This window comes from Gordonia aichiensis, from assembly GCF_039946255.1.
Lineage (GTDB): Bacteria > Actinomycetota > Actinomycetes > Mycobacteriales > Mycobacteriaceae > Gordonia > Gordonia aichiensis_A.
Genome location: NZ_JBCDWL010000030.1, coordinates 1 through 14,480, shown reverse-complemented (window position 1 = coordinate 14,480; position 14,480 = coordinate 1). Strand labels below are relative to the sequence as shown.

Here is a 14,480-nt window from a genome sequence, read left to right as displayed (position 1 = left end):
GACAAGTCGAGACGAAGCCCACCATGATGGCCGCACATACGACACCAGTCCCACTCGGACAAGGAGCTAGAACCAAGCCTTCCAGCTAGCACCAGACCAGCCAATACCCATTAGAGATACGCGTCCTGCGCTTCGCTTCGGTCACTACTCGACCAGCCTGGGGGGTGTGCGGCGTTGTCCTCAGGGTTGTCGAGTAGCCACCGAGCGCTAGCGAGGCGGCGTATCGAGACCTCGGAACCAGCCCGCAAAACTGGCTGACAAAACGGCAATTATGTCTCACAATCGAGAGATGAACGACCTTCTGTCGCCGGAGTACACGCTCCGGTCCGGCGCCGGCTGGCGCAACCCGTTCGACATGTACACCGCCCTGCGCAATCGGGATCCGGTGCACCGCGTGGTTCCGCCGTCGCGGCCCGACGACGACTTCTACGTCCTGACCCGGCACGCCGACGTGATGGCGGCGGCCCGCGACTGGGAGACCTTCTCGTCCGCGCAGGGCCTCACGGTCACCTACGGTGAGCTGGAGAAGATCGGGCTGTCCGACAATCCGCCGCTCGTGATGCAGGACCCGCCCGCGCACACCGACTTCCGTAAGCTCGTCGCCCGCGGCTTCACCCCGCGACAGGTCGTCGAACTCGAACCGCTGGTGCGCGAGTTCGTGGTCGACCGGCTCGACGGGCTCCGGGAGCGCGGCGGGGGAGACATCGTCGCCGACCTGTTCAAACCGCTGCCGAGCATGGTCGTCGCACACTATCTCGGCGTGCCGGAGTCGGACCGGGGCCAGTTCGATGAATGGACCGACGCCATCGTCGCGGCGAACCCCGGCGCCGACCTCGGGTCGGCCGTGACGGGCGCCTCGGGCGCGGTGATGGGTCTGATGGCGTACTTCTCCGACCTCATCGAGTTCCGGCGTCGCCACCCCGGCGACGACACCGTCTCGCACCTCGTCGCCGCCGGGCTGGCCGACGATCCCGCGGCCGATCCGGCCGGCGTCCTGGCGATCCTGGCCTTCGCGTTCACGATGGTCGCCGGCGGCAACGACACGACGACCGGGATGCTGGGCGGATCGGCGGCGATGCTCACCGATCGGCTGGACCAACGCGCGGAGCTGCTGCGCGAACCCGACCTGCTGCCGATCGCGGTCAACGAACTGCTGCGGCTGACCTCGCCGGTGCAGGGGCTGTGCCGCACGACGACTCGCGACGTCGACGTCGCGGGGACGCCGATCCCGGCGGGCCGCAAGGTGCTGCTCTGCTACGCCTCGGCCAACCGCGACGAGCGGGTGTACGGGCCCGACGCGGGCGAGTTGGACGTGCGCCGCGACCCGTCGAACATCCTGACCTTCAGCCACGGGTCACACCACTGCCTGGGGGCGGCGGCCGCACGGCTGCAGGCCCGGGTGGCGCTGACCGAACTGCTGGCTCGCTGCCCGGACTTCGAAGTGGACGTCGACGGCATCGAGTGGGCCACCGGCCACTACGTCCGCCGCCCCGTCGTCGTGCCGTTCATCCCGTGACGGGCGCCGAAGCGATGTCGGTTCCGGCGGCGGACTGGATGCGCGGCACTCGCCGCGAGGCCGTGCAGGAACGGATCCTGCAGATCGCGGGCGAGGTCTTCGCCGCCGAGGGGCCGGACGCGTCGATGGCCGAGCTGGCCGCGGCCGTCGGATGCTCGCGGGCCACCCTGTACCGCTACTTCGACGGGCGTCGGCAACTGCAGCTGGCCTACGTCGAGCGGGTCGCACGGCGGATCGGTCGGACCGTCGACGCGGCGGTCGCCGGCATCGTCGACCCGCAGGAGAGGCTGACCGAGGCCGTCCTCGGAGCCCTCGCCCTGGTGCGCGACGATCCGGCGCTGGCGGTCTGGTTCGTCCCGCGCGGGGCGGGAGTGGCCGGCGAGCTCGCGTTGTCGTCGGAGGTGATCGGTGCTGCCGCGGCGGCGTTCCTGCGACCGGACAGCGATGGCGAGGGCGGTGCCGAGGACACGGGAGCGGCCGCGCGATGGCTGGTGCGGGTGATCGTCTCCCTGCTGGCCGTGCCGGGCGAGACGACGCGCGACGAGCGCGACATGATCGCCAGATTCGTGGCGCCCGGCGTCGTCGCCGCGACGACTTAGTCTGCGCTTACTATCGGAAACGAGACAATGATCATTAGTATGGTTCGTTATGGCGCAGACTGACTTCGACGTCCTCATCATCGGCTCCGGCTTCGGGGGGAGCGTCAGTGCGCTCCGCCTCGTCGAGAAGGGCTACCGGGTCGGCGTGATCGAAGCCGGTCGGCGCTTCGAAGACGACCAGTTCGCCAAGACCAGTTGGCGCCTGAACAAGTTCGTGTGGGCGCCCAAGCTGGGGCTGATGGGCATTCAGCGCGTGCACATGCTCAAGGACGTGATGGTGCTCGCCGGTGCCGGTGTCGGCGGCGGTTCGCTCAACTACGCCAACACGCTCTACAAGCCGCCGACGCCGTTCTTCACCGACCCGCAGTGGAACCACATCACCGACTGGGAGGCCGAGCTCACCCCGCACTACGAGCAGGCCCGCCGGATGCTCGGGGTGGTCACCAACCCGACGTTCACCAACTCCGACCGCATCATGAAGGAGGTCGCCGAGGAGATGGGGGTCGGCGACACCTTCACCGCCACTCCGGTCGGCGTCTTCTTCGGCGCCAAGACCGGCGGTGAGGGCGCACCCGGCGAGAAGGTGGCCGACCCGTACTTCGGCGGTGCCGGACCCGAGCGCACCGCCTGCACCGAGTGCGGCGCCTGCATGACCGGCTGCCGCGTCGGCGCCAAGAACACGCTGATGAAGAACTACCTCGGCCTCGCCGAACGCGGCGGCGCGACCATCGTCGACCGGACGACCGTCGACCGCCTCGAGCAGCGCGCCGACGGGTCGTGGCTGGTCTCGGCGCACGGCTCGTCGTCGTGGGGGCCGCTGGGTGCTCGGCGTCGCCAGTTCACCGCCGACCAGGTGATCGTCGCCGCGGGCACCTTCAACACCCAGAAGATCATGCACCGCGCCAAGGGTTCGACGCTGCCGAAGGTGTCGGATGCGATGGGCGTGCTGACCCGGACCAACTCCGAGTCGATCCTGGGCGCGCAGGCGCGCAAGTACGACCCCAGCCGTGACTTCACCGAGGGGGTGGCGATCACCTCGTCGTTCCACCCGACGTCCAACACGCACATCGAACCGGTCCGCTATGGCAAGGGCAGCAATGCGATGGCGTATCTGCAGACCCTGCTCACCGACGGCGGCAGTGTGCCGAACCGGTTCGGTCAGTTCCTCAAGCAGGTGGCGAAGAATCCGCTGATGCTGGTGCGGCTGCTGCTGGTGCGACGCTGGAGCGAACGCACCGTCATCGCCCTGGTGATGCAGAACAACAACAACTCGCTGACCACGTTCGTCCGCAAGCGCGGTCCGTTCAAGTACGTGACCAGTAAGCAGGGCATCGGGGAGCCGAACCCGACGTGGATCCCCGAGGGCAACGAGGCCACCCGCCGCATCGCCGCCAAGCTGCCCGGCGGCCTCTCGGGCGGAACCTGGGGCGACATCGTCAACATGCCGCTCACCGCTCACTACCTCGGTGGATGCGTGATCTCCGACGACCCGGCCAAGGGCGTCATCGACCCGTACCACCGGGTGTGGAACTACCCGACGCTGCACATCACCGACGGCGCGGCGATCACCGCGAACCTGGGCGTCAATCCGTCGCTGTCGATCTCCGCGCAGGCCGAGCGCGCCATCTCGCTGTGGCCCAACAAGGGGGAGGCCGATTCGCGGCCCGCGCAGGGTCAGGCGTATCAGCGCCTGTCCGCGGTGGCGCCCAAGGCGCCGATGGTGCCCGCGAGCGCTCCGGGAGCGCTGCGGCTGTCGATCACCCCGGTGACCAAGACCGAGAACGCCTGAGACGGGCGCAGAGACCAAGAGATCCGGGTGCAATCGAGGTTCGCTGCGAACTTCGATGGCACCCGGATCTCTGGTGCGCCCGGCGTCTGTCGGTCAGATGAACAGCGCGGGCTCGGCGTAGGGGTCGACGGCGGGGCGCCCGGCCCGCACCTTCGCGGCCGGACCGATCGCGACGTCGCCGGCGGGCACGTCGCGCACCACTACCGCGTTGGCGCCGATCTTGGCGTCGTCGCCGATGGTGATCGGGCCCAGAACCTTCGCGCCGGCGCCGATCAGGACGCGATTGCCGACGGTGGGGTGCCGCTTGCCCTTCGACATGCTGACCCCGCCCAGCGTGGAGCCGTGGAACATCACGACGTCCTCGCCGATCTCGGCGGTCTCACCGATCACCACGCCCATACCGTGATCGATGAACATCCGGCGCCCGATCACCGCGCCCGGATGGATCTCGATCCCGGTGACCAGCCGCGCGAACTGCGAGAGCAGCCGCGCGGGGAGCTTCAGCGCGCCGCCGGAATGCCAGAGGCGACTGGCCACCCGGTGGAACCACAGGGCGTGGACGCCGGGGTAGGCCAGCGCCACCTCGACGGCCGTCCGCGCGGCCGGGTCGCGGTCGCGCGCAGCCTGCAGATCCTCGCGCAACGTGGTCAGCAGAGAGACCGCCGGGGTGCTCATCAGTCCACGAGTCCGTCAAAGAGGATCGTCGACAGGTAGCGCTCGCCGAAGTCGGGCAGGACGACCACGATGGTCTTGCCCGCCATCTCGGGGCGCTTGGCGACGGCGACGGCGGCGGCCAGCGCGGCGCCGGAAGAGATGCCGACCAGCAGGCCCTCCTCGGTGGCGGCGCGGCGGGCCCACTCGACGGAGGTCGGTGCGTCGATGTCGACGACCTCGTCGTACACGTCGCGGTCGAGGACCTCGGGCACGAAGTTGGCGCCCAGGCCCTGGATCTTGTGCGGCCCGGGGGCGCCGCCGTTGAGGATCGCCGATTCGGCCGGCTCCACCGCGAAGACCTTCACCTCGGGCTTGCGCTCCTTGATCACCTGTCCGATGCCGGTGATCGTGCCGCCGGTTCCGATGCCGGCGACGACGGCGTCGACGGTGCCGTCGGTGTCGGCCCAGATCTCCTCGGCGGTGGTGCGACGGTGGATCTCGGCGTTGGCCGGGTTGGCGAACTGGCGGGCCAGCACCGAGCCGGGGCGTTCGGCGGCGATCTTCTCCGCGGCGGCCACCGCGCCCGACATCCCGTCACCGGCCGCGGTCAGCACCAGCTCGGCGCCGAAGGCGCGCAGCAGTGCCCGACGCTCCTTCGACATCGACTCGGGCATCGTCAGCACGACGTTGTAGCCGCGGGCGGCGCCGACCATCGCCAGGGCGATGCCGGTGTTGCCGCTGGTGGCTTCGACGATGGTGCCGCCGGCCGGCAGGTCGCCGGACGCCTCGGCGGCGTCGACGATCGCCACGCCGATGCGGTCCTTCACCGAGTTGGTCGGGTTGTAGTACTCGAGCTTGGCCAGAACGGTGGCCTGTGCGCCATCGGTGATGCGGTTGAGGCGGACCAGCGGGGTGCGGCCGATGAGGGCGGTGGCGTCGTCGAAAATGGTGGGCGACATGGAGTTTCCTCGCTAATGACTGGTGGACGTCAGCACGTCCGATGGGGAGTGCGGCGGATGATGCCCGGCGCCGGCGACGCGAGATGAAGACATGTCACGGCGACGACGCGAGCCCGTGGAGGGGGAGCGCTGCGCGCGGTGCCGCAGGAACGGCTGAACCGCAGAGAGGCAGGCGCTCTACAGACAGTGATCGGTCAGCAGATGAACCGTGTGCGCGAACAACGCGAGGGACAGGCGGCGGCTGTGATCCACCACGTCCTCCTCTGATCGTCGGTTCGTCGGCTGATTCGACAGCCATGATCCAGTTTAGACACTGCGGCGCTAAGCGGTCGACATCAGGCGGGCGATCGCTCGGGGACAGGTGTCGGTCAGTCCATTCCGCGTGCGGCGAGCGTCTCGGCGAAACCGTCGGCGGTCTGCAGGGCCGCCAGGACCGTCGGCGCGAGAAGCACGCGGGGTCCGGCCCGCAGCCCGCGCGCCCGACGGGCCTGATCGACCTGGGACAGGACCTCGGCGATCAACGGGATGCTGCGGATGGTGAGCGCGAAGGCCATCGCGATCAGGTCGGTGCGGACCCCGAAACGTTTCAGCGGACTCAGACCGGTGAGGATCGCCTCCAACATGTCGGCGGTGCGGGTGGTCAGCGTGACCACTGCCGCCAGACCCACCGAGGCCAACAGGACGGCGCAGACGACGAAGGCGCGGGCGGCGTCGGTGAGGAGCCATTGAAAGACGAACAGCGCTGCCAGCACCCACACCACGCCGCGGACCTGTGACCACGCGTTGCGCGGCCGGATCCGGGCCAGCGCGAAGGCGGCCGCGGTGGCGGCCAGCGCGATGCCCGCCGCCTGCGGGGTGCGGACCACCAGGGCCACGGTGATGATCGACGCCATCAGCGCGACGATCTTGACGCCCGCGGGCAGGCGGTGCAGCAGGGACCGGCCGGGGACGTAGACGCCGATCATCGGCTCATCAGTTCCCGGTAGAACGCCACCGCGGGGCCGGGGGCGTCGTCGGCGACCACGCGGCCGTCGTCGAGGACGATGACGCGGTCGAAGTCGTCGAGCATCGGCAGGTCGTGGGTCAGCACGATCAGTTGTTCGGCGAGGTCGGCGAAGACGCCGCGCAGCATGAGCGAGTTGCGCAGGTCGAGCATGGTGGTCGGCTCGTCCGCCACCAGGATGCTGGGGCCCACCACCATCACCGCGGCCAGCGCGAGGAGTTGCTTCTGGCCGCCGGAGAGCTGGTGGGCCGGCTGATCGGCGTGACCGGCCAGCCCGAAGTCGGCGAGGACCTCGCGTGCCCGGCTGCGACGCTGGGCGCGGTCGGAGACGATCCGCGACAGCGACAGCTCGATGTCCTCGGCGACCGTCGGCATGATGATCTGCCGGTCGGGGTCGGAGAAGATGAAGCCGACGTCGCGGCGCACCTTGCGCTTGTTCTTGCGCACGTCGAGGCCGTTGACGACGACGCTGCCCGCCTCGGGCAGCACCAGCCCGTTGATCATCCGGGCGAGCGTCGACTTGCCGCTGCCGTTGGCGCCGACGATGCCGACGCGGCGCTCGGTGATGGTCAGGTCGATTCCGCGCAGGACGGTGCGGTCGCCGAAGGCGTGCTCGACGCCGTCGAACACGACCGACGTCGCGGCGGCGTCAGCCACGGGCGGTGCGGCGCAGCGGGCTGATCAGGCCGGGTCGCCCACGGTGCACGGGGGCCGCGACCAGGGCCGCGACCACCGCCTTGAGGAGGTCACCGATGACGAACGGGCCGTTGGTGGTGATCGCGGCCGTCAGCGACAGGTCGGTGCGCAGCAGCAGCCCGACGATGCCGCAGGCGTAGATCACCGCGACGCCGCCGAGAATGTTGATGGCGATGCCCGCGAAGACGTTGTACTTCGGCATCATCGCCGCAGTCAGCAGCCCGATCACGATGACCGCGGGCAGGAAGCCGACGAAGTAGCCTGCGGTCGGCGCGCTCAGCGACACCATGCCGGTGCGGCCGCCCGCCAGGATCGGCAGGCCGGCGATCGCCAGGATCATGAAGATGACCACCGCCAGGGTGCCCTTCTTCGGTCCCAGAACGGCGCCGGCCAGCATGACACCGAGGGTCTGCAGCGTGATGGGCACCCCCGCTGCGAGGTTGATCTGACCGGGCAGACCCAGGACCGCGATCAGCGCGGCGAAGACTGCGGCCTGCGCGAGGTCGGCGATGGACAGCGACCAGGCGGAGCGGCGGTCTGCAGAGTCGGGGGCGGTGTTCGTCACCTCCCCAGGGTATTGAAGTCGGCTGTCACACGCGAAGTCGAGCCGCGCCTATGGTGAAGGAGCGGCCGAGGCGGCCGAGTTCGGTGGGGCGCCCGGGTCTTGAAAGGAGACGGTCGCATGGTCGATGTGCGGAAGTGGAAGTTCTGGCAGTTTCTCGACGACGAGGGGGAGATCGCCTGGGTCGGCGTGTCCAGGCCCGACGCCCATGCACGCATCGATCGGGTGAAGATCTGGACCCTACTGCCCGCGCAACAGCGGTTGATCGCCAACTGGTATCTCTCTCACGACTATCAGCTGCCCGAAGATCAGCGTCAGTGGGTCCACGATTCGATCGACGGTTGGAGCTTCCTGGAGGTCGCCGCCCTGGCTCCGGAACCGTCGAAAGAGGAGGTCCAGCGGTTGGCCCGCCCCGAAGCGGTCCTGACCTTCGACCAGATCGACGACATCGCGCTGGATAAGGTGACCGGCAAGCGCGATCTGCAGCAGATCGTGAAGGCACGGGCCAGACGATAGTCGGAATGACCCGCCTGTCGTTTCGTAGGCAGCCGACTGCCAGGGGCGATGGCGGAATGACTTACTGGACATCCCCGCTCGTGCGGGGAACACGGCGCCGAGAGTTTGACGGGCGCAGGTGACGCGGGACCATCCCCGCTCGCGCGGGGAACACAGCATCTTCCAAACGGGCGGGCGTGTGCCGGAGGGACCATCCCCGCTCGCGCGGGGAACACTCCGTCTGACCGAGGTGACAGGCAACCACAGTGGGACCATCCCCGCTCGCGCGGGGAACACTTCGCGACGTGTGCCACATTGGTTGCGTAGGTGGGACCATCCCCGCTCGCGCGGGGAACACCAGCGGGTGCAGCAGCGTGCCGCGCCCGTCGTGGGACCATCCCCGCTCGCGCGGGGAACACGTAGTGCAGCTTTTCCCTTGTGCGACAGAGTGGGACCATCCCCGCTCGCGCGGGGAACACATCAGTTGTCAGGCCACGGCGTGCAAGATCACGGGACCATCCCCGCTCGCGCGGGGAACACCGGATACTCACCAGCCTTCGGCGATCCGGTCAGGGACCGTCCCCGCTCGCGCGGGGAACACCGAGAACAGCTCTCGGAGGTCGCTGACCGGTGGGGACCATCCCCGCTCGCGCGGGGAACACCCGCAGCTTCTCGGCCTCGAAATCGGCTTTGAGGGACCATCTGTCGACGACGCGTGAATACTGACCCCCAGACGACGGGTGAATGTTGACCCCCTTCGACACTCTGGAGGGTGTGATTTCAGTGGAAGATTGGGCCGAGATCCGGCGGCTGCACAGGGCCGAGGGGCTATCGATCAAGGCGATTGTTCGTCGGACGGGTGTTGCCAGGAACACGGTGCGGGCGGCGTTGCGGTCGGAGGAGCCGCCGACGTACCGGCGGGCGTCGAGGGGGTCGTTGGTCGATGCTGTCGAACCGCAGATCCGGCAGCAGTTGATGTTGGATGCGCGGATGCCGGCGACGGTGATCGCTGAGCGGATCGGGTGGACGAACTCGCTGACGATTTTGAAGGACCGGATCCGTGAGATCCGGCCGGATTATGTCGGGATCGATCCGGCTGATCGGATCGTGCGCGTACCGGGTGAGTCGGCGCAGATGGACTTGTGGTTTCCGGAGACGCGGATCCCGACTGGCTATGGGCAGACGGCGATCTTGCCGGTGCTGGTGATGACGCTGACGTTCTCGAAGTTCTTGGCGGCGATGATGATCCCGTCCCGACAGGGCGGAGACATCCTCGCCGGCATGTGGGAACTCATCTTTGGGATCGGCAAAGTATCGAAAACCCTTGTGTGGGACCGGGAGTCAGCGATCGGAGGACGAGGCAAGCTCACCGATCGGGCCGCGATGTTCGCCGGCACTCTGGGCACGAAGATCGTGTTGGCACCTCCACGGGACCGGCGAGTTCAAGGGCATGACCGAACGCAACAACGGGTACTTCGAGACGTCGTTCCTGCCGGGGCGTGAGTTCGCCTCACCGACCGACTTCAACGAGCAGCTGGGCCTGTGGCTGCCGAAGGCCAACACCAGGACGGTGCGGTCGTTGCACGGCCGGCCGGCGGATTTCCTCGAGCAGGATCTGGCGGCGATGACGGTGTTGCCGCCGGTGCCGCCGGCCGTCGGGTTGACCGGGCGGGTGCGGTTGGCGCGGGACTACTACGTGCGCGTGGACGGCAACGATTACTCGGCGGATCCGTCGGCGATCGGCCGGCACGTCGACTTCGCCACAGTCTTCGATGTCCCCGCGAGCGTGGCGCCGGGACCATCCCCGCTCGCGCGGGGAACACACGACATTCGTGGTGCCGGATTCGACGGCGGCGGGACCATCCCCGCTCGCGCGGGGAACACGCGGAGCGGTTGGCGGTTGAGTTCCCGGATGTGGGACCATCCCCGCTCGCGCGGGGAACACTTGGCCCTCGACCTCTATCCAGGTCGGGGGCCGGGACCATCCCCGCTCGCGCGGGGAACACGAGACCGCGCAACGCGCATTTGACGTACTCGGGGGACCATCCCCGCTCGCGCGGGGAACACGCCGCCCGCACCCTCGGCAGGTGCTCGGCCGGAGGACCATCCCCGCTCGCGCGGGGAACACAATTGCAGGCGGTCCTGAACCTGACGAATGAGGGGACCATCCCCGCTCGCGCGGGGAACACCGTACGTACCGTAACGCGAGACAGAAACGTCGGGGACCATCCCCGCTCGCGCGGGGAACACCCTCTTCAGCCTGACGTCGATGCTTGGTGTCGGGGACCATCCCCGCTCGCGCGGGGAACACCGGCGGTCCGCGTCCACGAACTCGGCGTGCGCAGGACCATCCCCGCTCGCGCGGGGAACACGGACGCCCGAAACTGGGAGTCTGCACGAGACCGGGACCATCCCCGCTCGCGCGGGGAACACAAAGCAGTATCAGCGGGCGCGGTCTGAGGCTGGGGACCATCCCCGCTCGCGCGGGGAACACAACGAGGTCGGCGGGAAGACTCACGCCGAGGTGGGACCATCCCCGCTCGCGCGGGGAACACCCCAGCAGTGGCACGCCAGGCCGCACGACGATTGGACCATCCCCGCTCGCGCGGGGAACACGGAGACCTTGTATCTGCCGAATGAGACGATTCGGGACCATCCCCGCTCGCGCGGGGAACACCGCGCCCACCTTGCACCAGGCTCGCGCGCCACGGGACCATCCCCGCTCGCGCGGGGAACACAACCAGTCGCGGAACCCTCATTCGGGTCTGGTGGGACCATCCCCGCTCGCGCGGGGAACACGTCGACAGTCGGATGCTCGACATGTTCTTGAAGGGACCATCCCCGCTCGCGCGGGGAACACGCCCTGGTCTTCGCGTCGTCCGGGCCGGGTGCGGGACCATCCCCGCTCGCGCGGGGAACACCCGCACCACTGTCGGGCGAGGGTGTGCTGTCGGGGACCATCCCCGCTCGCGCGGGGAACACAGTGCTGGGATGCGGATGTCGGCCCACTGCTGGGGACCATCCCCGCTCGCGCGGGGAACACTTTGATGTCCAGGTTGAGCGTGACGGTGAATTGGGACCATCCCCGCTCGCGCGGGGAACACTCCGCGTCAAGACCAAACACTGCCGGGTCCGTGGGACCATCCCCGCTCGCGCGGGGAACACCGGCTCCCGTACGTCGGCGCCGGGATCTCCTCGGGACCATCCCCGCTCGCGCGGGGAACACCATCGGAGGTTGCGCAGGATATTGGCAAGATCGGGACCATCCCCGCTCGCGCGGGGAACACCTTGATCGTCGGTTGGGCGCGGAGGTCGCCGGGGGACCATCCCCGCTCGCGCGGGGAACACAAATAGAACAGCCCAGGCGGTGCGTCAACACCGGGACCATCCCCGCTCGCGCGGGGAACACGAGACCGCGCAACGTGCATTTGACGTACTGGGGGGACCATCCCCGCTCGCGCGGGGAACACCCGCCTACCGACTTCTCGAACCGAATCGTCTCAGGACCATCCCCGCTCGCGCGGGGAACACGTGGTCGCGGCTGCTGTACATCGCGATGTGGAAGGACCATCCCCGCTCGCGCGGGGAACACGGCGCCGCCGAGAGGGCCCTCGCTTACGCCGAGGGACCATCCCCGCTCGCGCGGGGAACACCCGTGGTAGCTGGGAAGACTACCGCGCGGACGGGGACCATCCCCGCTCGCGCGGGGAACACTGATCGAATTCGATGCCGGTCAATTCAAGGAACGGACCATCCCCGCTCGCGCGGGGAACACGACGTAATTACAAGCGTGGAAGTTGCCGACATGGGACCATCCCCGCTCGCGCGGGGAACACGAGGCCGCACATGAGGTCTGTGCGGCACTCGCGGGACCATCCCCGCTCGCGCGGGGAACACCGGGGGTATGGAATGTCGCCACATTGCCCTCAAGGACCATCCCCGCTCGCGCGGGGAACACTCGGTGCTGTCATCTGCGACGACGTGCGGGTCGGGACCATCCCCGCTCGCGCGGGGAACACCACGGGCCGCCCCCCCCAGATGCAGTGCTGATGGGGGACCATCCCCGCTCGCGCGGGGAACACCGAATTGGCTCGCGAGCACCTACCAGAGATTCGGGACCATCCCCGCTCGCGCGGGGAACACGAGCCGCTCCGTTGGAAGAAGCCGCGCCGCGTGGGACCATCCCCGCTCGCGCGGGGAACACCATCTCCCGCGACGCCTCAACCTCGGCTACCAGGGACCATCCCCGCTCGCGCGGGGAACACCCCTACATGTCCAGCCGTAGCGACGGATGGGCGGACCATCCCCGCTCGCGCGGGGAACACTGAAGCGCCGAGCTTCACTCGCAGTGCCGTCACGGACCATCCCCGCTCGCGCGGGGAACACGGGGAACAGGGGAACAGGGGAAGAAGAGACTTGGGACCATCCCCGCTCGCGCGGGGAACACCGAATCGCAATACCCAACGCCTCGAACTTCACCGGACCATCCCCGCTCGCGCGGGGAACACGACGCCGGGGCACAGGTGAATGTCACCTTGGTCGGACCATCCCCGCTCGCGCGGGGAACACGATCGGCATCGTTCTGATGCGGAGGAGTGCGTGGGACCATCCCCGCTCGCGCGGGGAACACACTTCCTTCTTATTCGACGAGTTGACCTCTACGGGACCATCCCCGCTCGCGCGGGGAACACGAATGCTTGATGAGGGTGCGTCGTATTCGTCTGGGACCATCCCCGCTCGCGCGGGGAACACGATCCGGAGACCGGAGAGGCTGTGCATCCGCAGGGACCATCCCCGCTCGCGCGGGGAACACGCCCGCAATGAGGTCGCAGAAATTGCACAGGCAGGACCATCCCCGCTCGCGCGGGGAACACCTGTGGCGCCTCACTCTCGATGGGTCGCGGTACGGACCATCCCCGCTCGCGCGGGGAACACGGGCAGCTTGATATCGCGCATCGCACTGATTTGGGACCATCCCCGCTCGCGCGGGGAACACCGAGCGCTTCGGCTGCGGTGCGCAGGTCGACGGGGACCATCCCCGCTCGCGCGGGGAACACTCGACGACGTTTGTGATTCCCGATGGTGACGGGGGACCATCCCCGCTCGCGCGGGGAACACACGTGCCTCGTGAGCGCGCCGCCGCCGTCGTGCTGGACCATCCCCGCTCGCGCGGGGAACACGCGGGACATGGTCGCGCTGCGGTTCAAGGCTCGGGACCATCCCCGCTCGCGCGGGGAACACGAGACGCTCGCCATGTCGTGGGTGATCGACCAGGGACCATCCCCGCTCGCGCGGGGAACACTCAACCTCCCGCTCTCCGAGTTTGCGGCCGCGAGGACCATCCCCGCTCGCGCGGGGAACACGCACTTCCACACGATCGCCTTCGAGTTCTCGCGGGACCATCCCCGCTCGCGCGGGGAACACCCGATCGATTACGCGGCCGGAGACAAAACAGACGGACCATCCCCGCTCGCGCGGGGAACACAGCGCCGTCGCCTCGTGCAGAAGGACGTTCGGGGGACCATCCCCGCTCGCGCGGGGAACACCGCCGAGATCGCCACGATCACATCATCGATGCGGGACCATCCCCGCTCGCGCGGGGAACACGACACGCACGTCACCACCCCGATGGTCGCCGAGGGACCATCCCCGCTCGCGCGGGGAACACCAGGAGTTGCCGAATGGCACGACCCGTGAAGTGGGACCATCCCCGCTCGCGCGGGGAACACGTCGGTGAGGCCACAGTCGGACGACTCGACGCCGGACCATCCCCGCTCGCGCGGGGAACACGTGTATGCGGCGCTGACGAAGCAGGCTGAGGCGGGACCATCCCCGCTCGCGCGGGGAACACGAGCCCACCAAGTGGGAACTCACTCTCGATGTGGGACCATCCCCGCTCGCGCGGGGAACACCCAGTGAACAACGTCAACGGGTTCGGCGCGACGGGACCATCCCCGCTCGCGCGGGGAACACTCGGTCCGCCACTTCTGCAAGTCAGCAATCACGGGACCATCCCCGCTCGCGCGGGGAACACGCTCACTGCTCCACCTCCCCGAGGAGATCGTTGGGACCATCCCCGCTCGGGTAGTGCCCCTTAGAGTGGTGTAACCGCGGTGACCAGCTGCTCGGTACGAGAGCGGTCACCGTGTGATCCTTCGAGTCAACCTTCCACAGAATCCTCGAACGGAGTCATCACGATGACCGCAC

10 protein-coding genes, 1 pseudogene and 2 CRISPR repeat arrays are annotated in these 14,480 nt (G+C 68.7%); of the genes and pseudogenes, 6 read left to right on the top strand and 5 right to left on the bottom strand.

The features are described 5' to 3' along the window. Positions 1–289: 289 nt before the first annotated feature. Genes AAFO60_RS20700 through AAFO60_RS20690 form a run of 3 tightly spaced genes read left to right on the top strand, consistent with a single transcriptional unit; the run spans position 290 to position 3,904 of the window. Positions 290–1,516 (top strand): cytochrome P450, encoded by a 1,227-nt coding sequence (locus AAFO60_RS20700; RefSeq protein ID WP_347958134.1) that lies wholly within the window; start codon positions 290–292, stop codon positions 1,514–1,516. Positions 1,517–1,530: 14 nt separating this feature from the next. Continuing rightward, complete coding sequence (locus tag AAFO60_RS20695; RefSeq protein ID WP_347958135.1) at positions 1,531–2,115, top strand: TetR/AcrR family transcriptional regulator; 585 nt, start codon at positions 1,531–1,533, stop codon at positions 2,113–2,115. 49 nt (positions 2,116–2,164) lie between these two features. After that, positions 2,165–3,904 (top strand): GMC family oxidoreductase, encoded by a 1,740-nt coding sequence (locus tag AAFO60_RS20690; protein WP_347958133.1) that lies wholly within the window; start codon positions 2,165–2,167, stop codon positions 3,902–3,904. A gap of 93 nt (positions 3,905–3,997) precedes the next feature. Here AAFO60_RS20690 and epsC read toward each other — a convergent pair whose 3' ends face one another. From epsC to AAFO60_RS20665, 5 genes are all read right to left on the bottom strand, one after another. After that, entirely contained in the window at positions 3,998–4,579 is a 582-nt protein-coding gene (epsC, locus tag AAFO60_RS20685; protein WP_347958132.1) for a serine O-acetyltransferase EpsC, read from the bottom strand. Next, complete coding sequence (cysK, locus tag AAFO60_RS20680) at positions 4,579–5,517, bottom strand: cysteine synthase A (protein ID WP_347958131.1); 939 nt, start codon at positions 5,515–5,517, stop codon at positions 4,579–4,581. The genes epsC and cysK overlap by 1 nt, the downstream gene beginning before the upstream one ends. A 368-nt stretch (positions 5,518–5,885) precedes the next feature. Beyond that, entirely contained in the window at positions 5,886–6,482 is a 597-nt protein-coding gene (locus AAFO60_RS20675) for an energy-coupling factor transporter transmembrane component T family protein (RefSeq protein ID WP_347958130.1), read from the bottom strand. Next, entirely contained in the window at positions 6,479–7,177 is a 699-nt protein-coding gene (locus tag AAFO60_RS20670) for an energy-coupling factor ABC transporter ATP-binding protein (protein ID WP_347958129.1), read from the bottom strand. Before AAFO60_RS20670 ends, AAFO60_RS20675 begins: the two co-directional genes overlap by 4 nt. After that, on the bottom strand, positions 7,170–7,781 hold the full coding sequence (locus AAFO60_RS20665; RefSeq protein WP_347958128.1) for a biotin transporter BioY: 612 nt from the start codon (positions 7,779–7,781) through the stop codon (positions 7,170–7,172). Before AAFO60_RS20665 ends, AAFO60_RS20670 begins: the two co-directional genes overlap by 8 nt. A gap of 117 nt (positions 7,782–7,898) precedes the next feature. Between AAFO60_RS20665 and AAFO60_RS20660 the strand changes: the two genes are divergently transcribed. From AAFO60_RS20660 to AAFO60_RS21030, 3 genes and pseudogenes are all read left to right on the top strand, one after another. Next, a complete protein-coding gene (locus tag AAFO60_RS20660; protein WP_347958127.1) occupies positions 7,899–8,294 on the top strand; it encodes a hypothetical protein in 396 nt (131 codons plus the stop codon). Between the two features lie 65 nt (positions 8,295–8,359). Beyond that, a CRISPR array of direct repeats spans positions 8,360–8,935; the repeat unit is 28 nt; unit sequence GGACCATCCCCGCTCGCGCGGGGAACAC. An 82-nt stretch (positions 8,936–9,017) separates the two neighbouring features. Beyond that, positions 9,018–9,776 carry a hypothetical protein gene (locus tag AAFO60_RS20655; protein WP_432211732.1) on the top strand — a complete coding sequence of 253 codons (759 nt, stop codon included), beginning with the start codon at positions 9,018–9,020 and terminating at the stop codon, positions 9,774–9,776. Next, positions 9,724–9,972, top strand: a pseudogene (locus AAFO60_RS21030) (IS21 family transposase); the annotation flags it as partial. The gene AAFO60_RS20655 and the pseudogene AAFO60_RS21030, both read left to right, overlap by 53 nt. 95 nt (positions 9,973–10,067) lie before the next feature. Beyond that, positions 10,068–14,307: direct repeats of the CRISPR family, unit length 28 nt; unit sequence GGACCATCCCCGCTCGCGCGGGGAACAC. Between the last annotated feature and the right edge of the window lie 173 nt (positions 14,308–14,480).

Excerpts from the sequence above, each read along its gene's own strand:
- AAFO60_RS20700 (WP_347958134.1), top strand. The coding sequence starts at position 290 with ATGAACGACCTTCTGTCGCCGGAGTACACGCTCCGGTCCGGCGCCGGC.
- AAFO60_RS20695 (WP_347958135.1), top strand. The coding sequence starts at position 1,531 with ATGTCGGTTCCGGCGGCGGACTGGATGCGCGGCACTCGCCGCGAGGCC.
- AAFO60_RS20690 (WP_347958133.1), top strand. The coding sequence starts at position 2,165 with ATGGCGCAGACTGACTTCGACGTCCTCATCATCGGCTCCGGCTTCGGG.
- epsC (WP_347958132.1), bottom strand. The coding sequence starts at position 4,579 with ATGAGCACCCCGGCGGTCTCTCTGCTGACCACGTTGCGCGAGGATCTG.
- cysK (WP_347958131.1), bottom strand. The coding sequence starts at position 5,517 with ATGTCGCCCACCATTTTCGACGACGCCACCGCCCTCATCGGCCGCACC.
- AAFO60_RS20675 (WP_347958130.1), bottom strand. The coding sequence starts at position 6,482 with ATGATCGGCGTCTACGTCCCCGGCCGGTCCCTGCTGCACCGCCTGCCC.
- AAFO60_RS20660 (WP_347958127.1), top strand. The coding sequence starts at position 7,899 with ATGGTCGATGTGCGGAAGTGGAAGTTCTGGCAGTTTCTCGACGACGAG.
- AAFO60_RS20655 (WP_432211732.1), top strand. The coding sequence starts at position 9,018 with ATGTTGACCCCCTTCGACACTCTGGAGGGTGTGATTTCAGTGGAAGAT.